Below are 23800 nucleotides of genomic sequence, written 5' to 3'. Positions count from 1 at the left end.
GCGCAGCGAGGACTTGGAATGAATAGCGGGACTGTCAGCCTCCAAGCTCCACAGGCCATTCATTTCCTGATTCTATTTCGGTAGGTGAGACAACAACCGATAGGATAATATCCTTTTCGTTCTGTGAGGACAGACCAAGGATTAAAAATATTTTTTTTAAAGGGAGCGCAATGCCTGTGTAAAGTAAGAAGTTCTTCCCGTTTAAGAAAGGGCATAAAAAAGCCGCCCCAAATATTAAACTGGGACGGCTCTTCATAATTTTATCTAGTTTACTTAATCGTTACCGGAACAGAAATTTTATCCCATTCCAGGGCAAAACCGCTTTTGGTAATTTTATAAACCAAACGCTCTTGCGTTGCTTTTAAAGCTTTGGTTTTAACATCTACACGTAAAGCATCTTTAGCGTCTTCGTATTTGTAAGCGCCCCATTGTTTTGGTTCTTTGTTGAAAATAGCTGTCCAGGTTCCGCTTTCTTTAGGGATTAAAAAGAAACTGTATTTTCCTGCCGCCAAAGGTTTACCTTCAACCAGAATATCTTTATCAGTTTCGAAAGTGGTAGCTTCGTTTGCACCTGCACGCCATACTTTATCAAAGGCTTCTAAACCGCCCCAGATTTTACGGCCTTTTACTGCCGGACTGCTGTAGTTAATTGTAATGGTTGCGCCTTTAACTTTCCCTGTTGCGTTTGCTGCCGGACTTGGTTTAGGCTGCGCATCCTGCGCCATTGCACTTACAGAAACGGTAATTGCCGTAAATAGCAACGCGATTGATCTAATCATCGTTTTCATAGTATTATATCTGTTTTTGTTGTTTTTAATTTTACGAAAATAAGGCTTTAGGTTGATAAAAACGATACTCGCGGTGTTGAAAAAATCGCACTAAACTTTACCATTATTTGAATCCATTTAGTGGTGTAAACAGATCGCTTTATTTCTTTCTTCCAATAAACCTGACTACCGAACCCTGACCGTTATGAAACAAACCTTCATTCAAAACAATTTCTCTTTCTTCCAGTACGAGAATCTCGTAATTTTCAAAATCAGCTTTTATTTCTTCAATCGAAAATAACATATCGATTTCTTTTGGTCCACCAACTTTTTCGTTTTTGGCAATGTAATCAAGGTGTTTCTTGCTAAAGGCTTCGAAAATAAGCAAACCACCCTTGCGCATGTAATGGCTTAGTGTTTTGTGGTAAATTGATTTAATTGCCGATGGAAAGTGTGCGTAAATCAAAGCAATGGCATCAAATTGTTCAGCTTTATAGCCCAGATCCTGGAGTTCACCTACCTGGTAATTAATACTAACTTTATTTTTTTCTGCTAATTGAGTGGCTTTATTTTTTCCTTCAATACTGATATCAAAGGCCGAAACCTCCCAGCCAAGCTTAGCTGCAAAAACAGCATTTCGGCCTTCGCCTTCCGCAGGAAAAAGTATCGTTCCAACATCTAGCGGCATCAGCTGCTCTTTTAGATAGTTATTTGGTTGTTCGCCATAAGCAAACTCATTGGTACTATACCGGTCATTCCATCTATCAACCCAGGCATCAATCATGTTCAGTTTATCTGTTTTATCGAAAATAAAGGTATTAAATTTTAAATTTTGCTTCGGAAGCAAATATCTGCTGCACGTAAAAATTAAGCTTATCTATCGACTATTGTTTTTGGATTGGCAAATAAGAGGCCAATTAATGAGAACACTATTACTGCTGCCGCGCCGATTACATTAAGCCAAAGAAATGAAACAATATCGAACTCATATATTGCAAAAACAGCAATTTCGGATAGGATGGCGCTAATAAATACGATAGGTCCGTTTATCTTTTTAAAATAAAAGGCCACCAGAAAAATACCCAGAATTGGTCCATAAAAAAGTGACCCAAGCACATTAACCGCTTCGATTAGCGAACCCATTTTTGTGGCAAACATGGCCACTGCAATTGAAAAAATACCCCAAGCTAAAGTATGCAAACGGCTATATTTTAATTCCGTTTTGTCATCTACATCTTTTTTACCAAAAATGAGGTGTACATCTTTTAAAGAACAGGCAGCCAGCGAATTTAATGCAGCTGAAATCGACCCCCAGCTGGCCAGAAAGATGACGGCAAAAAGCAGTCCGATCATCCCAACCGGAAAGGTATTTTTCACAAAGTATAAAAAGATATAATTGGTATCAGTTTTCTCTGCATTGTAATTCGACTTATTAATAGCGTCCTCTACCCTGCCGTGCAATTCCTTTACCTGCTTTTGGATCGATTTAAAATTTTCTATTGAGGCATTCAGGTCGGGTGATTGATTTTCCTTTTCTTTTAGGATGTTTCTCGATTGCAGGTTAAACTTTTGGGCTAATGCCTGATGTTCTTTTTCGAAAGTTGCGGCCTGCTGAGGCTGCGTTTCTTTTAAATGCTGATAGGACCGTTCATTGAAATAAATTGGGGCCGGTTTCAAGGAGAAAAAAGCGAACAATAATGCGCCGATTAAGAGGATTGCAAACTGCATTGGAATTTTGACCAATCCATTTAATAATAATCCCATCTTGGCATTGGTGTTATCTTTTGCGGTAATGTATCTTCCAACCTGGCTCTGATCTGTGCCGAAGTAAGAAAGCGCCAGAAAAAAACCGCCAATTAAACCGCTCCAGATATTATATTTATCCTTCCAGTCGAAATCAGTAGTAATTACATTTAATTTACCCGACTTCCCGGCCAGGTAAAGTGCATCTTTAAATCCGATCCCATTTGGCATGTTTTGCACCAGAAGGTATGCAGCAAAGGCCATTGTACCTAGTATAATTATAAACTGTAGCTTCTGTGTATGTGCAATTGCCTTAGCACCACCAACATAAGTATAAATCAATAAAATCCCCCCGGTAAGAATATTGGTTAAATAGATATTCCAGTTTAAAACGCTTGAGAGAATAATACTTGGTGCATAAATACTGATGCCGGTTGATAACCCCCGTGAGAAAAGGAACAGCAATGAGGTTAACACCCGCGTTTTTTTATCAAAACGGTTCTCTAAATATTCGTAGGCGGTATATACATTTAAACGTTGGAAAATGGGGATGAAAGTAATGCAGATTACAATCATGGCCAATGGCAGACCGAAATAATACTGCACAAAGCGCATACCATCGGTATAAGCCTGTCCCGGCGCCGATAAAAAAGTAATGGCACTGGCCTGCGTAGCCATAATACCAAGCAGCACAATATACCAGGGCATTTTATTATCAGCCTTTAAATAGGAAGCATTGCTTTTTTGCCCCCGGCCAATAAAAACGCCATAAGTTACAACCGCTAGCAGGGTAAATATCAATACTGCCCAATCGATATTACTCATGCCCAGAATTTAGTAAACAGATAATAAACTAAAATCTGAAATAACAGTGCAAGTGTCAAAAGTATGTACCAGGTGCTCCAGTTTTTAAGTTGGTTTTTCATCACTTCCCAGCTGATAAGAAGTTAAAGAACAACTTGGCTGCACCAATATTCCCGGCAGGTAGTTGCCTGAAAAATGCCAAAGGCGTATAAATGAAATTCCCTTTACCATATTTAGCATACAGGGTTGAGCCCTGAAGTGGCTCCTCGCCAGTATCGTGCATTTCGAATAGTGTTTCGTACTTAGGATCCCATTGATCAGGAAAGTAGGCGCCACGTTCCTGCACCCAACCTTTAAAATCATCGGCAGTAATTTTATTTGGATAGTTCAGCAACTTATGCGCAGGTTTTAAAAATTTAACTTCAGCATTTTCTTCAGTAACCCTTTTACCACTAATGTTAAATGGATAAATACCAAAATCCTGCAGTGCCATATCCTGTGTGGTATTGTACTGCATTACAATCGTTCCACCGTTTTCTACATAACTGCGTAAAGCGGTTTGCCAGTTTTTTATTCTTTTTTCGGTATTGATTACCCTTACTCCTGTTACCACAGCATCGTAACTTGCCAATTTTGCCGTACTTAGGATATCTGCCTCGGTCAGCACATCAACCTGTAAACCGGCCTGTCTTAAAAATTCGGGAATGAGGTCACCTGCCCCTTCTATATAGCCAATTTTTTTTGCCAATACTTTTATATCTCCCTTAATTAACCAGGTAGTGGCTGGAACAAAATACTGAAGGGCTGGCAAATGCGGATATTGAATTAATACCTGCCCTCTTGAATATTCATTCGTTTCCGATGAAAAAACTGCTTCTAATTTATTCTGGCTGTTTTTAATTTTGGCTAAATCTTCAATTGGGAGAACGAAATTCATCGTGTTAATGGTATTTTCAGCCAGGTTAATCCCTTGAAAGGTCTTTACTACCTGGTTACCAATCTTAAAACTAACCTTGCCATAATTAATGTTTTTGTTGGCCTTTAAGCGAAGACCAACATTTAAAGCTTCTTTTTCCTTAGCAAAATAAACAGGCTCGGTAAAACTCAAATCAAGTGGTGGGATAATCCTGAGTGCTTCTACCACATCTCCTTTAACCGGATCTAATTTTTTAAAAGATAAAGGCAAGCTGACCGCAAATTTTTCAGACTCTATTTTCAGTGTTACCAATACGTTGATGGGCGATTGCATTTCCGGAAGTCCGATCAATGTATCATTCGGCACGCTGAATGTTGCCGCGTTTTTTGCAGGCTTAGCCAGCCAATAAGGTTCAGTAGGCGCAGCATCTGCTGGAATCTGGATTTTACGCTCAATGGTAATCAGCGAATCATTAGCCAGCATTCTATTTAAATAATCGGTCTGGTTTAACCAGTTTACACTTTCTACCTTTACAGGAGTAGCCGATCTGGAAATTAAGTTTAAACGGAAATTATAGCTATTGCCGGCAAGCGCTTCAGGTTGATTGGTCACCACCTCGCCCATAAAACCTGCACTGCTTAAAATGATGTTATCAATAGCAGTCAGTTTATCCTTTCTTAACGCGACATCCTGCAATTCTGCAATTTTTTTTCTTAGCATCAACAGTCCGTGCAGGCTTTTATCAGGCTGGTTATAATTGAATGATAACAGTATAATATCGATGAGTTCATCAATATCGCTTATACCTTTGTCAGACCAGTTCATGTTTACGCCGTCAAAAAGAGTTCTTTTGGCAGGATCGCCCAAAACATTGGTAAAATATTCGGTACGCACACCAGCTACCGACTGTGTTCCTGCGCCCTGGCTTTTATGCAAACTCCTACTTAATCCAGCCAACTCACCATAACCCATGCCCAATTGAGCATCATATTGCCCAACGGTTGCTTTTAACTGGTTTTCGGCTGTTGTATTTACACCACCAAACCTAAAAGTATTCCACAATAATCTTTTTGGCTGCCAAACGTTAACATATTTCAGCTGTTCAGGAAACATATTTTTATCGGCAGCCGCTTTAAAAGCTTTCTCAGCAACAACTGCAGAAGCGGCATGTTGTCCATGACCCGCAGCAGCAGTTGGGGGGGAAACGGCAAATAATCACATCAGGCCTGAATTTTCTGATCACCCAAACCACATCAGCGGTAATGCTGTCTGCATCCCATTGTTTAAACGTATCGTTGGTATTTTTAGAGAAACCGAAGTCAATTGCCCTGGTAAAAAATTGTTGCGCGCCGTCTAATCTTCGGGCTTCCAAAAGTTCGTGTGTTCTGATTAAGCCCAATGCTGCGCCTTGTTCGGTACCCAAAAGGTTTTGCCCGCCATCTCCCCTGGTAAGCGACAAATAAGCAGTTTCTACATTTTGCTCGTTAATCAACCAAGACAGTAAACCTGTATTTTCATCATCTGGATGCGCCGCTAAATATAAAACCTTTGGCAGGTGTTTTAAGGTTTTGAGTTCTCTGTAAATCTCGGATGATTTTACCGGCCGAACCTGTTGCGCCGCACAGAACATTATCGGAAAACATAGGGTAAATAGGGCAGTTAATCTTTTGAACATACTATTTGTCTTGCAAAATTCAAATATGCTCAAAATGCTTTTATTTTACCTCCTACGAAACGAAAAAGGTACAAATTAGTCCAGACTCGGAAGTCCTTAGTCCAAAGCTTTGACGTACAAAACCTTTTAACCTATATTTTCACTAATTATTTTCTTTTTGCCAAAAAAGCACAGAACATGAAAATCCAGAGCAGCTTATTTTATCACCTCATCCATCTTTCGTTATTTTTATCATTAATATTGCAGCATAATTTTAACCTATGAATGGGATGGTCCTCATCATTGATGATGAAAAGAAAATTTGCAGTTTACTCTCCAGGATTATAGAGCTTGAAGGCTTCAAAACCTTACAGGCCAATACCGGAAAAGAAGGACTTAAACTTTTAAAAAGCAATGATATAAGTATTGTCATCAGCGATGTAAAGCTTCCTGATGTTAATGGTGTTGCGCTGGTTAAAGATATCAAAGCCATAAAACCCTATGTAGAAATTATTAACCTCACCGCTTATGGAACCATTGCTAATGGGGTTTTAGCCATAAAAAATGGCGCATTCGATTATCTCGTAAAAGGCGACGATAACGAAAAAATTATTCCGCTTTTATACAAAGCGATGGATAAATCTAATCTACAACGCAGGGTTTCCGATCTTGAAAACAAAATCGCAAAAAAGCATAGCTTCGATACGATTATCGGTCAATCTAAAGCATTAAAGGAAGCTATTGATCTGGCAAAAAAAGTAAGTATAACCGATACCACGGTTTTGTTGCTTGGCGAGACCGGAACTGGAAAAGAAGTTTTTGCACAATCTATCCATTATGAAAGCCTTAGGGCAACAAAACCATTCTTAGCGCTAAATTGTAGCGGTTTTAGTCCTGATTTATTGGAAAGCGAATTGTTTGGATATAAAGCCGGGGCTTTTACAGGTGCCAATAAAGATAAGAAAGGACTTTTGGAAGAAGCCAATGGCGGCACATTGCTGCTGGATGAAATTGGTGAGATGAACCTTGATTTACAGGCAAAATTATTACGTGTTCTGGAAAGCCAGACTTTTATTAAAGTTGGCGATACCCAAACACAACAGGTAAACGTTCGCATTTTAGCCGCCACCAATAAAGATTTAAAAGCTGATGCATTATCAGGGAAATTCCGATCAGACCTGTATTACCGCCTTTCCGTTTTCACCATTACCTTACCTCCGCTTCGCGAACGTAAAGCCGATATCTCGGCGCTGGCTGCCTATTATCTGAAAGAATTTGCCAATAAGGTAAACCGATCAGTACCCAAAATGGATGATAAAATTTTATCTCTCTTGAGCAGTCATAGTTGGAAAGGTAATATCCGTGAGTTAAAAAACATCATCGAACGTTTGGTTATTTTATCAGATGGCGATGTATTAAGCGCAGCTGCTCTCCCTCCCGAATTCTTCGAGTTTACCCCAATAGAAAACGATTATAATCTTCAACAAATAGAAAAACAGCACATTCAAAAGGTACTGATACATACCAAAGGGAACAAAACGGAAACTGCGAGGTTATTAGGAATTGGTTTGACCACACTTTACCGGAAGATAGAGGAATACCAGATAAGAGAGATTTGAAGGATGGAAGGTTGAGGGGGCGGAAGGGTTTAGATGCATTAAATCTGGCCAGGCAATACTCGTACTGTCAGATTTTCAGATCTATAAGTTGAAGGGTTAAAAGTTGGAATGTTATAAAAGTTGCAAATCTTCCAACTGATTAAATCAGTTAACACCATCTCTGGTTAAAATTGTATGCTACGCATAGTTTTGGAAACGAGTACAAGCATTGAAATTGGAAAATTTGAAAGATTTGGGTCCGAATGGTGTGCCCCATTATCCCTCGTCCATCATCCATTTTACATCAGCCTAAGCGCCAAACCTGATCCACTTATCACCTTCATGCCCAAAAATAAAGGAACCCGGGTGAAGCATTTCAGCAATATCTTCTATCAGGGAAACAGCATTTTCAGCAGTACGCTCGCGTTCTACATCATCATTCAATAATATAATGCGATTGTTTTTTACGGCAGGCCAGTTTGTGTCCAAAACAGAAGGTACTTCCCGCATTAAATCGTTGAGCGTTTTGCCCGGCTGATAATAAATGATGAAAACAGCACTTAAAATATCAGTTTCCAACATCCCCCCAGCCAAAGCGATCTCTTCTGAAAGTAGATAGCCAGGATAATTATCAGCATCGATACAAGCTACGGGCACTTTATCCATAAATTTAATTTTATGTTCAACCAGATCTAAACGCTCCTGCAATTCTTCCTGTTTAGCTTCATCGAGGCCAATAAATAAATCGTTTAAAAAAGACATCTGCATTAAATTTATTAATTTGTGCAAAAATAACATTCCTGATCGCATGAGAGGCTCATTTAAGCATATATTTTGGTTTTTTTATGTAATCATCTTCATTTCATGTAAAGAAAATACCGATCATCGCGATAAAAAAGTATTCAATATTAATCTGGATCAGGGTTTAACCTCTATTGATCCGGCTTTTGCGCGAAACCAAAATGCCATCTGGATGACCAACCAAATTTTTAATGGTTTGGTACAGATCGATTCTTCTTTGCAAACCCTTCCCTGCATAGCCAAAAGCTGGATGGTTTCTGAAGATGCACTTACGTACACCTTTAACCTGCGTAGCGATGTTTACTTTCATGACGATCCCATCTTTAAAAACGGAAAAGGCCGAAAAGTTGTTGCAAGCGATTTTGTGTACAGTTTTTATCGGTTAATTGACCCCAGGGTGGCCTCATCAGGTGGGTGGATTTTTAGCGATAAGGTAAAGGACAAAAGCAATTTTATTACGCTGAACGATTCTACTTTCCAGATTAAACTGGTACGCCCTTTTCCACCTTTCATGAGTTTACTTACTACCCAATATTGTTCTGTTGTACCCAAAGAAGTGGTAGAACATTATGGTAAAGATTTCAGGAGTCATCCGGTGGGTACAGGTCCCTTTAGATTTAAATACTGGAAAGAAGGTGAAATACTGGTGCTGTTGAAAAACGATCATTATTTTGAAAAAGATATGGAAGGAACCTCATTACCCTATCTTGACGCCATCAAGACCAGTTTCATTACCGATAAGCAGAGTGGCTTCATGAGCTTCCTGAAAAAGGACCTGGATTTTTACTATAATGTAGATGGCAGTTATCGCGATGATATCCTAACTAAAAGCGGAAAAATGACCTCAAAATATAAAGGCAAATTTACGCTCACCAAAAGCCCTTACTTGTGCACGGAATATGTTGGTATTTTAGTTGATACCAGTCTTTCGATCGTCAGGAAATCGCCATTGCGCTTAAAAAAAATCAGACAGGCCATTAACTATGCGATAGATCGTGACCGGCTGATTAAATACTTAAGAAATGGCATTGGTGTTTCTGCTACATCTGGTTTTATTCCTAAAGGCATGCCTGGTTTCGATAGCCTGGCTGTTCGTGGATATGCTTACAATCCCAAACTTGCAGCTAAACTTTTAGCGGAAGCGGGTTTCCCGGAAGGAAAAGGTATGAGTGAAGTGACCTTAAATACTACTACAACTTATAAAGATCTGATCGAATTTATCCAGGGCCAGCTTACTGCTGTAGGTATTAAAGTTAAAATTGATGTAAGCCCAAGCGCCAGCCTTCGTGATCTGATGTCGAAAAATAGCGTCAACTTTTTTCGTGGTTCCTGGCTGGCCGATTATGGAGACGGAGAGAATTTCCTTTCTATGTTCTACTCCAAAAACAAAGTTCCTTATGGTCCAAATTATACCGCTTTCTACAATAAGGAATTTGATCAGCTGGTCGAGAGAAGTTACTATGAAACCGACAATGAAAAACGCTTTGAGCTATACCGAAAAATGGACCAGATGGTAATGGATTATGCTCCGGTTGTTCCTTTATTTTACGATCAATCGGTTGTAATGCTACAGAACAACATTAGTGGTTACGCTTTTAACCCATTGAGTTTAATGATTTTAAAACGGGTTCAAAAAAAGTAGCAGATTACTTTTTATCCATTAGTTTTCGTTTCAAAAAATCGGCGGTTGCCTCACTCACTTTTAAGCCATTAGAAAATTTCATCCAGTGGTGGGTATCATCGGGGATCGCCAAAAATTCAAAATCAAACTTTTTATCTTCAAAACGTTTAACGAGATCGACACTTTGGTTAAAAGCGACATTGCGGTCGTCATCTGCATGGATAACCAATGTCGGCGAATTCCAAGTATTTATATAGCTTACCGGTGACGATACTTCGGCTATCTTTGCTGCAAGTGCCGCGTCAGGAGCAGGTTTTCTACCTTCTTGCTCCAAAGTAGTAAACCGGTTATTTACACCATGAATATCTACACCAGCAGCAAATAGTTTAGAATCCTTTCCAAGCGCTAACGCGGTTAAATAACCGCCATAAGAACCTCCATAAATCCCGATTTTTTGTTTATTGACATTAGGCTGCGCAGCCAACCATTCACCAGCAGCCTTAACATCCTGGTATTCTGATGCGCCTTGTTCCCCTGCGTTTAAGGGTTTATGAAAATCATAACCATAGCCAGTCCCTAAACGGTAGTTTACAGAGAGCACAGTAAAACCTAAATTAACCAAATACTGATTTAAGGCATAATCTATTGAATAGTAATCCATCGGATTCCAGCCTAAAAGCATCTGCCTTTGCGGTCCGCCGTGCACATAAACTATGGCTGGTTGGTTTTTAACTGTCGTTTTTGAAGAAAACAACTGGCCATAAACGGTATTACCATCTGCCGCTTTAAAGCTGACGTGTTTAGGAACTACCACATTTTTCAGCGGAAAATCACTTGGAAGAAGTGATTCACCAATGAGTTCAAGCGATTTTCCTTTAGTGATCAGTGCTGGTAATAGGGGCCTTTCAGCAGTAGCGCTCAGGCAAAAAAAAGTTTGATTATCGGCCGCAATAACTGGATAGGCTTCTATGCCCTTGCCAAAAGTTAAGGGCTGCATATTGGCGTGATCAACTGAAACTTTATAAATATGCCTTCTGTCCATGTCATCTGTATCCTTACCCTTATTGGCGGCAAAAACCAATGTTTTTTTATCAGTACTTAATTTAATGTTCTCCACCGCAAAATTGCCAGGCGTGAGCAGCAAGCGTTTTGATCCGTCCGGATTGATGGCATAAAGATGCGGCCAGCCATCCTCATAAGTGGTAAAAACAATTTTTCCCTCGGCCCATAAGAGGTTTGCGCCACCATCTATTGAGGGGAAAGAACCGCGTAACGTTTCTGGGGCTTTCCAGATCATTTTTCCCGCACCTGTAATTACGTTTACCGTCCATATGGCCCAGGGCTGATGTTTTTTGGTTAAAATAGAGTCGGTCTCAACACCAACACCAGGCGTTCTGACAAATGCAAGATTTTTTCCATCCGGAGACCATACCGGTGTATTGTCTTTGGAAAATGAAGGCAATAGCCATTTAACCGGTGTTTGCTGATCAGTATAAACCCCTAAAAAGGAGTGATCACTTCGGTTTGAAATAAAAGCAATTTTTTTCCCGTCAGGCGACCATTTATAGGCTCCGTTTATTCCTTTGGCATGAAACAGGCTTTTAGCCGCTGATGTTCCATCAACAGCACTAATCATTACCTGACCACTTTTAGCAAAAATAACCTGGTCGCTGCTAGGCGAAATTACCGGATGATCACCTTCGCCTAAAGTCACTACTTTACCTCCCTCAAAAGGCACGCTAAATACCTGCACTTTAGGTGCAATTGGCGAGGAGTTTGCATTAACCGGTCCGCCATCTCTACCTCCATGATCTCCGCCACGCACAAATACAATCCATTTTCCATCGGCAGAAATAGATAAGCTGGTTAGTTCCTGCCCATCATCTTCTATATAATCTGTAATTTTGATGGCTTTATAACCTGGCGCCTGCGCTACGTAAATATTCCTTTTTCCTTGCTCATTTGCTGCCCAGGCAATTTTGGCACCTACAGGCGCGGCGACCAACTGGGTTGGAAAAGGATAGCTTAAAACTGATTTCAGTGTAAATTTTTGCGCAAAAACTTTAGCGGCGGATATTAGTATGAGCAGTACAAGCAGCGATTTTTTCATTACCTGATATTGAGTGGATAAATTATAAAAAAAAGCCCTAACCGATGTGCAGTTAGGACTCTCATTACTGTTTTTTATAAGAATGTTACTGATCCCACCAAAGTTTGGTTGTGCGTGGTACATCAGCAGGCACATTTGCACCATTTTTACTTCTTTCTCCTTGTGGGTAATCTAAACGGCGTATAAAATCAGTTAGCACAGCATTTACCGGGAGCGTAAAATCCTTGTATCTATAATCGTATCTGCGGGCATCGTTCCATGCTTCCGGATTTAGATAAGTTGCAATATACTTTTCTTTTAAAATTAAATCTTTGGTTAATGCAGCCTCACCGACTGCTACTCGCGGATCGGCCAGATAAGTTGCTTTATCAGCAGCTGCCACCTGAAATTTATCCATATTGGCACCAATTGCAGCTAAATAAGCAGTATAAGCCCTTGCTCTATCAATAGTTAATGCAGCCTCCGCCTCAATAAACTTTAATTCAGCATAGGTTGCAATAAATATTGGGGATGTTGCACTTGTCCAGGGAGAGTTGACCGAGATATAACATTCGTCTTTAGTCGTATTTCCGGCTGTGCCCCGGTTGCCTGCACCGTTTACTGTACCTATATAAACGTTATTAATGGTTTTATCGGTTATTTTAGCAATTCTAGGATCGAATAAACCATATGTGGCTCCGTTAAGCTGATCAATAAGTTGTTCAGAAAGCCATCCACCTAAAGATTGTGAAGCATTTGCAATGGCTACGCTTGCCCAAAAATTTCTGATCACAAAACTTCCCATTGCTGCATCATCAGCATTTGAAGCAAAAGAGTTACTTACAGCATTAAGTACCGCCGTTGGGTTATAAGCTGATGTTTTACTTACCTTATTTAACAGCCTTGCTTTAAGCGCGTATGCAAATTTTAACCAGTTAGCGCGTTCGGTCGCGGCAGATGCCCCATAAATGAGGTCGTTTGCAGGAGTTAATTTAACCGTTGCATTTGTTTTTGAAAGCTCTACAATAGCTTCGTCTACAAGCGCCATGCTTTGATTGTAAACCTCTTGTCCGCTGTCATATTTAGGTGTAAAGTTAGTTACGTCGAAAGCCTGAGAAAAGGGAGCATTACCCCATAAGTCGTTAACCATGATCAGGTTATAGGCAATAAGTACATCTGCAACACCCCTGTATTCACTTGATTCCTGTGATATAGCCAGTTTTTTCATTTCGCTGGCATCGGCCATAGCGAAATAAAGTGCGTCCCAGGTGGCACTGAAATCAATAGATTGATAGGTATCACCCGCTGCACTTGCGGTTGGGTTTGCAGTATATTGTACATAAGGTACGATTACGCTAGCAACATTATAATTATTTATGCCCGCCTTTGCAGTTGAGGTAGCCAATAGCGATGGTAGTGTTGGCACAGTTACCTGATTTGGATTGTCGGCCAGTTTATCAAAGTAGCTATCTTTACAGCTTTGCAAACCTAGTATTATAGCTACCAAAGCTGGAAGTACTATATATTTAATATTTTTTTGCATCTTATTTCCTTTTTAAAAACCAACATTAATAGAGAAAAGAATAGTTCTAGCACTCGGGTAAGTAAAACCGGCGGATCCATCATTGTTGCTGCCTGAATCAAAAGAACTGGATTCTGGATCTACACCATAATATTTTGTCCAAAGCCAAAGGTTATTTCCTGTTACTGATAAACTTGCAGACTTTATTGTTTTAGCCGGAAGCCATTTTGCCGGAAGTGCATAGCTTAAACTTGCAGAACGTAAACGTACCCACGAAGCATCGGAAACAAATGGTTCAGAGACGTTTCTATAGTATACACGGTAATAACCCTCCCCATAATCTACCCCATCCACTGTATTTTGTCCCAACCAAACTGGTTTGGTATTTGGTGTTCCATTTGCTAATATACCTTCAAATACTTTATAAGATCTTCTGTCGGCAGTATAATCAGGCAATCCGAAAGCAGCATAAAAATCTTCGAGCCAATTATATTTTTCAAAACCCAAACGGGCATCAAAAAGCACATTTAAACTGAATTGTTTATACCTGAAAGTATTACCTAAACCGATAACATAATCTGGCTGTGAGTTACCAAGTAAGCGCTGTTGCCCACCAGAGATTACAGGAAAGCCATTAGCCCCAATCAATAATGGAAGATTTTTATCCAAGAATACCGGATCCTGTGCCTGAGGAGAATATCGGGTAAAATAACTTCCGTATATATTTCCATATGGCTGACCTTCAATTAATTTCATAGTTACACCCGCATTTCCATAGCCTCTGGCCGCACCGTAAACCAGTTCTTTTATACCGTTTGGCATGGTTAATACTTTATTCCTATTCGCCGAAAGGTTTAGGTTTACATCCCATTTAAATTGTTCAGTAACGATCGGTTTTCCATTAATAACCAGTTCCACTCCTCTATTTCGTATATCTCCTGCATTAATAAAAGATGAAACATAACCCGTAGCAGAAGAAACCTGTGCGCGTACAATCTGATCTTTACTTAGTGAATAATAATAAGTGAAGTCGAATCCTAAACGATTTTTCAGGAACGACATTTCTAAACCAGCCTCAAAGGAGTTCGTAAATTCAGGCCTAAGCGTTGGATTTCCAAGATTTGATGAAATGGTTAGGCCAGTTGTACCTGTTGGCAGATTGACATAATTAGTAAAACCAGAAGAGGTAGCATATTCTGATGCATCTTTACCGATCTGTGCATAAGATAATCTTAATTTAGCCTGGCTAATTGCTGTAGGGAGTTTAAAATGATCCGAAAACACATAACTCAAACTTGCTGATGGATAAAAGAAAGATCTGTTATCTTTTGGCAAAGTTGAGGTGATATCATTCCTACCAGTAAGGGTTAAAAAAAGATAATTATTATAGTCTAAAGTGGCCTCTCCAAAATAACCGACCAATCTTTTTTCTGTTATGGTTTGAGATGGTGTTAACACTTTTGCATTCCCAAGGTTAAAGAAATTATAAATACTCAGCTGACTTCCCAGCACACCCACATCCTTAACCCGCTTATCATACACTTCTTGTCCAACCCTTAAAGTACCATTTAGGCCTTCAGCTATTTTCGTACTGAATGTTGCTACAAATGTGCTGTTCAAAGTTCTGAATTTGGTGTTGTATTCGCCATAAAAACCAAATTCGTTATCATAAACATTTTCGCCGGTAAACATCGGCCCCCGCGCCGTTCTAACCCTATTGTCATTATAAGTATCTACGCCAAAACGATACGCAAAATTTAACCACTTAACAGGCTCATATACTATGCTCGCTCCACCAATAAAACGGTTTACATCACCTTTCAATTTATTATTCGCTGTTCCCCATATTGGATTGTTAGTTCCCAGGTAAACCTGTGTACCGTCAGGATTTTCAGAATTAGCCACATCATATCGTGGCGACCAATAGGCCAAACCTTCACCAAATCTGTCCGCACTATAAGTATAACCGCCAGAATTGTTAAAATTCATATTTACCGAAGCTTTAAGTTTAGGGCTGATGGTAAAATCGGTATTTAACCTTGCGGAAAAATTTTTATAATCAGTATTGGGCATCATGCCTTTCTGGTAAAGTTGAGAAACTGATGAAAAGAATTTAATTGCGTCGCTTCCGCCTGCAACCGAAACCGAATTTTTAATCTGTTGTCCTGTTCCAAATGCCTGTTTATAATTATTGTATAGCTGGTCAGGATGTGTTGGATCTATCAATTTTGCCTCAGCGATAGTTGGTCCCCACGCCGGTCCGATACCTGCAGGCGGATTGGTATAAACACCTCTAACACCCTGTGTATATTCTGACTGAACATCAGGACTGATCAATACGTTATCAAAGCCATAAGTACTATTGAGATTAATATTAAATCCGCCAGCCTTTCCTTTTTTTGTGGTAATTACAACAACGCCATTTGCCCCCCTTAAACCATATAACGCAGTTGCCGCCCCACCTTTTAAAATATTGATGGTTTCGATATCTTCAGGATTCACGTCCGAAGCCCTGTTGCTTACACCTCTCGCACCGTAGGCTGTTCCTCCCGGATTAGCGCCAAATGTTGAGGTGGTATTATCAATCTGTACTCCATCAATTACATATAAAGGATCACTCGGAATATTAGGATCTATGGAGTTAATTCCCCTGATTTTAATGCTTGCTCCCTGTCCGGGGCCACCGCCTGTACTGGATATGGTTGCACCTGCTACTTTTCCTTGCAAGGCATTGATCAAGTTTGGCTGGTGATTAAAATTAAGGTCTTTATCATTTACCGTTTGTGCGGCATAGCCTAAAGATTTAGCCTGCCGTGTGATCCCGAGAGCTGTTGAAATGGTTACTTCCTGCAATTCCTGCGCATCTGAAGCTAAAACCGCATTAATTGTGGTTTTACTGCCAACCGTAATTTCCTGTGTTTTATAACCAATAAGACTGATGACAAGAATGGCACGAGGCGATGGCGCCTGAATAGTAAAACTACCATTACTATCAGTTGAAGCCCCCGTTGCAGTACCCTTAATTTTTATACTTACTCCGGGTAACGGACCACCATCATCAGAAGAAGTAATTTTGCCTGTTATGGTTTTTACCTGGGCCAAAGTGCTCAGGCCAGTGAGTAAAATGCATAGAAAAAAAAGTGATGTAAAGATTTTTCTCATATCTGGATGATTAAGGATAATGGTTTGTTAGTTAATTGCAATATAAGTTTTTAACGACATAAAAACACATAAAATACACAGCAACATCCAATTTAAGGTATTTTTTACATTACAAATTAAGATGTCCTGCACAAATAACCAGAATAGCTACTCAAAATAGCGCAAAAACTTAAATAAAAATTGCAAATAAGTTAAAATACGTTCAAATATGACTCCAAAAATTAACAATATCGCACTAAAGCAACAGTTTTACAGATTGTCCTGTTAAACTGGTAAAAGTCTCAAATGAAATAAATAAGTTATGCCCAATGTGACTTAGGTGATCAGACTTTTTACGCACTCAAAAAATTTGTCAGATTTTACACTACCCAGGTAGCCTTAGCTTATTTAAGACATATGCCAGTAGAATCGTTTGAAAGCCCGTGGTTTCTCTTGAAAACAAAAAAGCCTCCCATTTTGATCGGGAGGCCTTAGCTATTTACTTATATTAATTTTATTGTTGCTGTTGTTGTATTCCGCCGCCACCTTGTTGCTGGTCTTGTTTGATATCATCGTTTTTGATCTTTTTCTTCTCCGTAAATTTAAGTTTACCAAAAGAATAACTAAAGTTTACACCGAACGAACGCAATGGATAATATATATTGGTACTTTGATAAAGCGTACTAATTTTGTTGCCCTCGGTAGTGACTGAATTATTAACCGTTTTGATATGTAGATCTCTAGTAAACGGATTTAAAGTGTTTATGCCTATCGATCCTTTTTTGTTTAGGATGTCTTTCTTAAATGATGCGCCATAAAATACCATTGCGTCTGTTTTACCCTGATAAGTTCTTCTTGGCGAGTTTACCACACCAAACAATTCGAAATTGTAACCTTTACCAAAGCCATAGGCAGATCGGCCAAATATGTTATAGTTTAAAAATGTTCCTGTGCTTACACCGGTTAAACTATTGCTTACCTCATAAGTATTTACCCCAAGGTTGGTCATTAAAGTCCATTTTGGTTTAGGGTTGTAAGATGCAAAAACATTGGCACCATAAGTTTGGGCCACTCCCACGTTAATAAAGCTTGTTAAAGTTTTATCCACTCCGTTTTCTTTAAAAGAACTAATTGAGCTCTCAATAACTCCTCCGGTACGGCGATAAAATACCGAAGCATTAATTACCGAACCTTTGATAAAAGTTGAGTAGCCCAACTCCAGGTTATCACTTAACTCGGGGCTCAGATCAGGTCTTCCTTCTCTAACATTAAAAGGATCGCTCTCGTTACGGAAAGGATTTAAGTAAGATAAACTTGGCCTCTGTACCCTGCGGTTATAACTTAATTTCAATGTTGCATTTCCTTTAAGTGTTTGCGAAATGATTGCACTTGGAAACAGGTTAAAATAATCGTTTTTCCGTATGCCAGCTTTTTCGGTATTGAAACTGATGCTGGTATATTCTGATCTCAAACCCCCTTTAAAATTTAATTTTTTACTTAATTTGAAGCTGATCACACCGTAAGCCGATGCTACATTTTGGTCGTAATCGAAATCACCTTCACTCTCATTGCTAAATTCACTGCTGATATTCCTGAAAATACCTTTAACACCCACCTCTAAAATAGTCGATTTGCTGAATGGATAGGTGTAGTCGGTTTGTGCAGTATATTCTTTGTTTTTACCTGTGTTACTGTTATCAATAGGCTTAAATGCAGAACCTAATATTTCGTTCTGAAATTCTGTAGTATTTCTTCCGGTTGATAACTGACCTGAAACGGTAAATTCTTCGCCTTCTTTTTTGGTTGTATGTTTATAATCTACGTTCCAGTCAAAATTACTGAAACCCATATCCATGTTACTTTTATTAACAGATGGCACACCATTAATGATGTAATCAGCACTTCCTGGTCCTCCGTTTGAAAAGTTATTGTATTTCAAGTTAGAACTCAGGTTGTTATAAGCATTAAAATCATAATCCGCACCTACACTTCCATTATAACCATTTCGACTCCATTTCGAGTAGCCATCCTGTGCAATATTGTTAAACGTAGTTTTCGTTAAACTATCAATACGGGTATTGTTTTCGAATTGCACCCTCGATTTCTGCGCATAAGCTAAATTGGTGCCTAAACTGGTATTGACACTTAATCGACCAGTTTTTGCAGTGAGGTTAAACGCACCGTTATTTTGTCGTGTCCCTACTGAAGCATTAAAGGTTCCGCTTACTCCTTGCGCATTCGATTTTTTGGTGATGATATTGATAATACCGCCCGATCCTTCTGCATCGTATTTAGCTGACGGGCTGGTAATTACCTCTACACTTTTAATCTGCTCTGCCGGGATCATTTTTAAGGCGTCAGCAACGCTGCTGGCCATCGTTCCCGATGGCTTACCATTAATCAATACACGAACTGCACCACCACGTAACTGAACATTACCATCAACATCCACCGATAACATCGGCACTTTACGCATTACATCCGTAGCATCGCCCCCGGCATTCGTTCCATCGGCTTCAGCATTGTAAACCATTCTATCAATCTTGTTTTCGATAACAGCTTTAGTACCCTGTACCTGAACATCGGCCAAAGTATTTTCTGATCCGGAAATATAAATCGTTCCTATGTTGTTATCCGGTTTAGAAGGTGTAGTGGTAACCAAAATAGATTTGGTTTTATAGCCCATAAAACCAATCATTAGTTTATAGGAATCAGGAGAAACATTTTGTAAGGTTAGTTTTCCTTTTTCGTCGGTTACGCCACCATTTACCGATTTATTGTCTTTTACTCTAATCAAAGAAACAGTTGCATAATCAATTGGTTTTTTATTTAATGAATCAAGGATAGTGGCCGTGATCCGTCCGGTAACGGTTGATTTTTTAGGCGCGCCACCAAGCCCCCCAGTAGGAAACTGGGCATGTGCAGTAAAAAATATTCCAAGGATAAAGCTTAATAGTAGAAGTTTTTTCATTTCAAGAGTTTGTCTTTTGTAATTAGTCTGCGCAAATTGCATTTTGTTACAATAATACGCCATACTTTTTACACCAACTCTATCAATTAATCGGCAAAACCTACACTTTTACCGGTAAAAAAAGTAAAAGGTAAGATGGAAGATGGGATTTCCACTCCACTGTTTTATACCCTCCGTTTTACATCTTCCATTTTACATCCTCCCTACCTTGAAATATTGTTAGGCCTTGAATAAACCATTTGCATTACATTAATATTGCGCATGGCAAAAGCAGCTTCACAATAGTTAAGGTAATAGTTCCACTTGCGGATAAAGGCTTCATCAAAGCCCAAGGCTTTCACTTTACTAATGTTTTTGTTAAATTCAACAAACCATAAATGAAGAGTACGGGCATAATCCAAACCCATATCTTTTAAATCAACCATGGTTAACTCGCCGGTTTCATTTATAGCTTTGTTGATGGCTGCTACTGAAGGTAAAAGCGAACCTGGAAAAATATGCTTTTGGATCCAGTCTACACCATTTCTCAATTTATCATACCTGCAATCTGGAGAGGTAATCACCTGAAAAGCAAAAATCCCGTCTGGTTTTAATAATTGCTGGCACTTTTCGAAATAGGTTTCTAAATATTGATGTCCTACAGCCTCAAGCATTTCAATGGATACAATTTTATCAAAAGCACCTTCAATTTTGCGATAATCCTGAATAACAATGGAAACTTTATCGGCCAATCCCTCCGCATGTACGCGCTCCATTGCCAATTTTTGCTGTTCTTTAGAAATGGTAACAGAAGTGACTTTACAGCCATATTTTTTGGCTAAAAAAATGGCATTACCGCCCCAGCCACTTCCGATTTCCAATACGTGGTCAGTAGGCTTAATTTTTAACTGCCTAGCCAGGCGATCGTATTTGGCGTATTGCGAGTCTTCCAAACTCAGATAATCGGGGTTAAAATAACCGCTTGAATAGGTCATGGTTTTATCCAAAAAAGTGGCAAAAAAATCATTGTTCAGATCGTAGTGCTCCGCAATGTTTTTCTGCGATCCGGCCAAAGTATTTGCCCTGCGCACATGGTAGATTTTGTTTATCCATTTAAAAATATTCAGCGCAACGGAATTGACCTTACTCCCGGTTACTGAGGGGGCATTTTCAATATTCAAGATTACCCATTTAATCACGTTGGTAATATTTGTGGTATCCCAAAGGCCAGCCGTATAGCCTTCACCAAAACCGATATCACCATAAAGTGCAATGGATTTAAAGAAATCTGGGTGGTTAACCTGGATATGCGCTTCAATTTTATGTTCCCCGTTTCCAAAAACCAATGTTTCGCCATTCGGCAATGAAAGTTCCAATTTGCCCAATGTCATTTTAGAAAGTGCATTCAGCACAGCCCTTTCGAAAAACCCTTTTGATGTTTTGGTGGCAGTAAGCGTATTCATAATCTTTAATCTATTTTATTTGTGGCTTATAGGGTTTATATACGTTGCGTTGCAACTCAGGGTTTTTGGCTTTTGGATGAAAGGGTATTTTTTTTATCCAAAGTTTAAAAGCTTGCCAGTGGATCATCCCCATGATCTGTAACGGAATTAAAGGCATAGAAAGAAAATACCGCAACAAAGCAGCATTGGTTAGCGGTTTCTTTGTTCCCATTAGTGTACTAATAAAAAAGCGATTGCCATGCTTATCCAGATCATCAATTTTAATATCCAGTGTATCAGCAGGAACTTTTAATTTAAAATCGAATGCATCGTCGTGATCGATAAATGGTGAAACATAAAAATATTTGGCCGTGATTTTTTTGAAGGTATCACCATGCAATTCATCTTTTCCAAAGAAGAAAAGTTTCATTTCCCGGTAGGTATTACTGATTTCGGCCACACAACATACCGGATTGTCCTGCTCATCAAAGCAATAATAAAAAGAAACGGGATTAAAGTTATAACCCAACACATTGAGGTTAGTAAGCAATTTTATTTTAAGCCTGCTACCGTCGACACTATTTTCTTGTAAATAAGCTTCTAAATGCTGACGTGTATTTTTGGTTTTATCGGGATTTTCTCTTGGAAGTTGGAGGTGTTCTGCATCGCGAAAAGAAAAGAGGTTAAATTTATTCCGACTGAACCAGCTGAGTTTATTCGCAAGCAGATCCAGCTCATCCAGATCGATATAAAACATATACACGCTATACCAAAAAGAATGTTTTTTGGGTGCCAGGCGGTGGTGCATGACTTTTGCGGTGTAAATGCTTGATGTAAGATGTGAGATGGATGAAGGAATATTCATTTTCAATGCTAAATGTGATGGAGTAACCTCAATTCGTTTATTGCTTACGAATTACTTACTGGAAGAGATTTTGATCGAGGTAAATATCTTTTTTAGTTCTACAGCTTCAGCTTTAAGTCACTCGAAATCTGCCTGATATTTTTCATCTTGATATAGCTCATTCAGGGTGCGTAACCAATACACACTTTCTCTAGCTTCTCTATATGAAATTCCTATCTTATGACTAAAGTCTCTTTTACTTACAGCTCCTTGTGCTTCTTCGTAATTTGCACCAATCGAGGTTGAACATCTACTTAACTGCAACATAGGCACCTTATAGATAAAATTGTAAGGCAACGTGCCTAAAAACTTTAAAACATCAACGCCGAAACGAAATGTTTTCTCTAATAAGTGGGTTGTTTTTTCGTTCATCTTAAAAAGTTTAAAAAGTAAAATTTCTAAGGATGATTTACCTAAAGCTAATAAAAAAATGTAAGATGTAAAAATATAAGATGGATAGTGGAATCAGGTAAATAGTCATGAGATAGCTCATTTCACATCTTCCATTTACATCAACCCGCATCATCCATCTCACCTCTTCCATTTCCTATCAAGATCCGTCATCCCCCTTACCTCTTCCATTTTCCATCATGGAGCACAAATCTACCGCACTTTTATAAGCGTCTTCATGAAAACCATATTTAAAATAACTTCCGCAATAATAAATAGGCCCGGTTTCGTTTAGCTTGTGCAAAAGCGCCTGCGCCTGCATGGCCGGAACATCAAACAATGGGTGGTGGTAATCAATTTCTTTAATAATTTTATCCGGATTTAAGGTATCTGTGGGATTAATGGAAACAAAGTAATTCTGCTTTTTTGAAACGCTCTGTAAATTATTCATCCAATAAATGGTACTGGGCAACAATTTATCGCCTTGCATTTCTACCCGGTAATTCCAGCTGCTCCAGGCTAATTTGGCTTCGGGCATCTGCTTTTCATCGGTATGCACTACGGCTTTGTTTAACTGGTATTTAAACTTGGAAAGTAATTCCGTTTCTAAAGCTGTTTTATCTTTTACGATTTCAAAAGTCTGGTCGGCATGACTGGCCATAATTACCTTATCAAATTCGAATCTTTCGCCCTTTTGGTTTTCTACTTCAACTTTACCATTTTCTAAACGTTTTACCGCAACAATTTTAGTATTGATCTTGATCCTGTCGCGAAAAGGAGCGATCAGTTTTTCACGATAAGCCTGACTGCCATTTTGCAGTGTATACCATTGATGTTGTGTATCTAAGCCTAAGAATCCGTGATTTTTAAAGAAGCGGATTAAGGTCACCGCCGGGAAATCCAGAATCTGCTCCATCGGTGCACTCCAAACCGCAGCACTCATCGGGATGAGGTATTGCCATAGCATATCGTCACTGTAGCCGAACCTTTTGAAAAATTGTCCGATCGAATAGGCCTGGTATTCAGGTTTATCCAAAATCTCTATACTTTGCTTGTTAAAGCGGTTAATCTGCATCAACATTTTTAAATAAGAAATATTAAACAGGTTTTTCCGCTGTGCAAAAAGATGGTTCAAACTTGAGCCGCTGTATTCTAACTTTTTAGGTAGAAACTGTACACTGAAAGACATATCAGTCTTCATTACCGGCGCATCAATCTCCGCAAACATTTCTGTCAGGTTCGGATAAGTTTGATAGTTAAAAACCATAAAACCACTATCCAGATATATGGACTGACCATCCTCCTCGAGCGTAATGGTATTGGTATGTCCACCGATATAATCTGCTTCTTCGAAAAGCGTAATATCATATCGATGCTGCAGTTTGTGTGCACAACCCATGCCTGCTATTCCTGAGCCGATAATGGCGAGTGTTTTCATGATGAAAAATGTAATATGTG

Annotated in this window: 16 protein-coding genes; 2 read left to right on the top strand and 14 right to left on the bottom strand. The window is 39.2% G+C overall.

The window, feature by feature from the left end; translation table 11 throughout:
• Positions 1-269: 269 nt before the first annotated feature.
• The 5 genes from PGN18_RS11430 to PGN18_RS11410 all read right to left on the bottom strand — a co-directional run bounded on the left by PGN18_RS11430 (position 270) and on the right by PGN18_RS11410 (position 5905).
• Complete coding sequence (locus PGN18_RS11430) at positions 270-788, bottom strand: DUF2911 domain-containing protein (RefSeq protein ID WP_335319623.1); 519 nt, start codon at positions 786-788, stop codon at positions 270-272.
• Positions 789-927: 139 nt separating this feature from the next.
• A complete protein-coding gene (locus PGN18_RS11425) occupies positions 928-1614 on the bottom strand; it encodes a class I SAM-dependent methyltransferase (RefSeq protein WP_335319622.1) in 687 nt (228 codons plus the stop codon).
• A 26-nt stretch (positions 1615-1640) separates the two neighbouring features.
• Positions 1641-3335, bottom strand: coding sequence for a sodium:solute symporter (locus PGN18_RS11420; RefSeq protein WP_335319621.1), 1695 nt, complete (start codon positions 3333-3335; stop codon positions 1641-1643).
• Between the two features lie 100 nt (positions 3336-3435).
• Positions 3436-5343: a hypothetical protein gene (locus PGN18_RS11415; protein ID WP_335319620.1), complete on the bottom strand. Its 1908-nt coding sequence runs from the start codon at positions 5341-5343 to the stop codon at positions 3436-3438.
• Between the two features lie 31 nt (positions 5344-5374).
• A complete protein-coding gene (locus PGN18_RS11410) occupies positions 5375-5905 on the bottom strand; it encodes a PIG-L family deacetylase (RefSeq protein ID WP_335319619.1) in 531 nt (176 codons plus the stop codon).
• Positions 5906-6165: 260 nt separating this feature from the next.
• Between PGN18_RS11410 and PGN18_RS11405 the strand changes: the two genes are divergently transcribed.
• Positions 6166-7503, top strand: a complete 1338-nt coding sequence (locus PGN18_RS11405) for a sigma-54-dependent transcriptional regulator (RefSeq protein WP_335319618.1) — start codon at positions 6166-6168, stop codon at positions 7501-7503.
• Between the two features lie 288 nt (positions 7504-7791).
• Here PGN18_RS11405 and PGN18_RS11400 read toward each other — a convergent pair whose 3' ends face one another.
• Positions 7792-8244 carry a hypothetical protein gene (locus PGN18_RS11400; RefSeq protein ID WP_335319617.1) on the bottom strand — a complete coding sequence of 151 codons (453 nt, stop codon included), beginning with the start codon at positions 8242-8244 and terminating at the stop codon, positions 7792-7794.
• Positions 8245-8263: 19 nt separating this feature from the next.
• Here PGN18_RS11400 and PGN18_RS11395 point away from each other — a divergent pair, with 19 nt between their 5' ends.
• On the top strand, positions 8264-9925 hold the full coding sequence (locus PGN18_RS11395) for an ABC transporter substrate-binding protein (protein ID WP_335319616.1): 1662 nt from the start codon (positions 8264-8266) through the stop codon (positions 9923-9925).
• A 4-nt stretch (positions 9926-9929) separates the two neighbouring features.
• Here PGN18_RS11395 and PGN18_RS11390 read toward each other — a convergent pair whose 3' ends face one another.
• The 8 genes from PGN18_RS11390 to PGN18_RS11355 all read right to left on the bottom strand — a co-directional run bounded on the left by PGN18_RS11390 (position 9930) and on the right by PGN18_RS11355 (position 23780).
• Entirely contained in the window at positions 9930-12014 is a 2085-nt protein-coding gene (locus PGN18_RS11390) for a S9 family peptidase (RefSeq protein ID WP_335319615.1), read from the bottom strand.
• 85 nt (positions 12015-12099) lie between these two features.
• Positions 12100-13536: a SusD/RagB family nutrient-binding outer membrane lipoprotein gene (locus PGN18_RS11385; RefSeq protein ID WP_335319614.1), complete on the bottom strand. Its 1437-nt coding sequence runs from the start codon at positions 13534-13536 to the stop codon at positions 12100-12102.
• 12 nt (positions 13537-13548) lie between these two features.
• Positions 13549-16677, bottom strand: coding sequence for a SusC/RagA family TonB-linked outer membrane protein (locus PGN18_RS11380; protein WP_335319613.1), 3129 nt, complete (start codon positions 16675-16677; stop codon positions 13549-13551).
• 493 nt (positions 16678-17170) lie between these two features.
• On the bottom strand, positions 17171-19627 hold the full coding sequence (locus tag PGN18_RS11375; protein ID WP_335319612.1) for a TonB-dependent receptor domain-containing protein: 2457 nt from the start codon (positions 19625-19627) through the stop codon (positions 17171-17173).
• A 203-nt stretch (positions 19628-19830) separates the two neighbouring features.
• Positions 19831-21069 carry a cyclopropane-fatty-acyl-phospholipid synthase family protein gene (locus PGN18_RS11370; RefSeq protein ID WP_335319611.1) on the bottom strand — a complete coding sequence of 413 codons (1239 nt, stop codon included), beginning with the start codon at positions 21067-21069 and terminating at the stop codon, positions 19831-19833.
• Positions 21070-21079: 10 nt separating this feature from the next.
• Positions 21080-21913, bottom strand: coding sequence for a DUF1365 domain-containing protein (locus PGN18_RS11365; protein ID WP_335319610.1), 834 nt, complete (start codon positions 21911-21913; stop codon positions 21080-21082).
• A gap of 117 nt (positions 21914-22030) precedes the next feature.
• Positions 22031-22324, bottom strand: a complete 294-nt coding sequence (locus PGN18_RS11360; protein WP_335319609.1) for a four helix bundle protein — start codon at positions 22322-22324, stop codon at positions 22031-22033.
• Positions 22325-22502: 178 nt separating this feature from the next.
• Positions 22503-23780 (bottom strand): NAD(P)/FAD-dependent oxidoreductase, encoded by a 1278-nt coding sequence (locus tag PGN18_RS11355; RefSeq protein ID WP_335319608.1) that lies wholly within the window; start codon positions 23778-23780, stop codon positions 22503-22505.
• Positions 23781-23800: the final 20 nt, after the last annotated feature.

Origin of the sequence: Pedobacter terrae (assembly GCF_036946585.1) — a bacterium.
Classification (GTDB): Bacteria; Bacteroidota; Bacteroidia; order Sphingobacteriales; family Sphingobacteriaceae; genus Pedobacter; species Pedobacter terrae_C.
The sequence above is the reverse complement of the archived record's forward strand: the minus strand, read 5'-3'. Positions and strand labels throughout refer to the sequence as shown.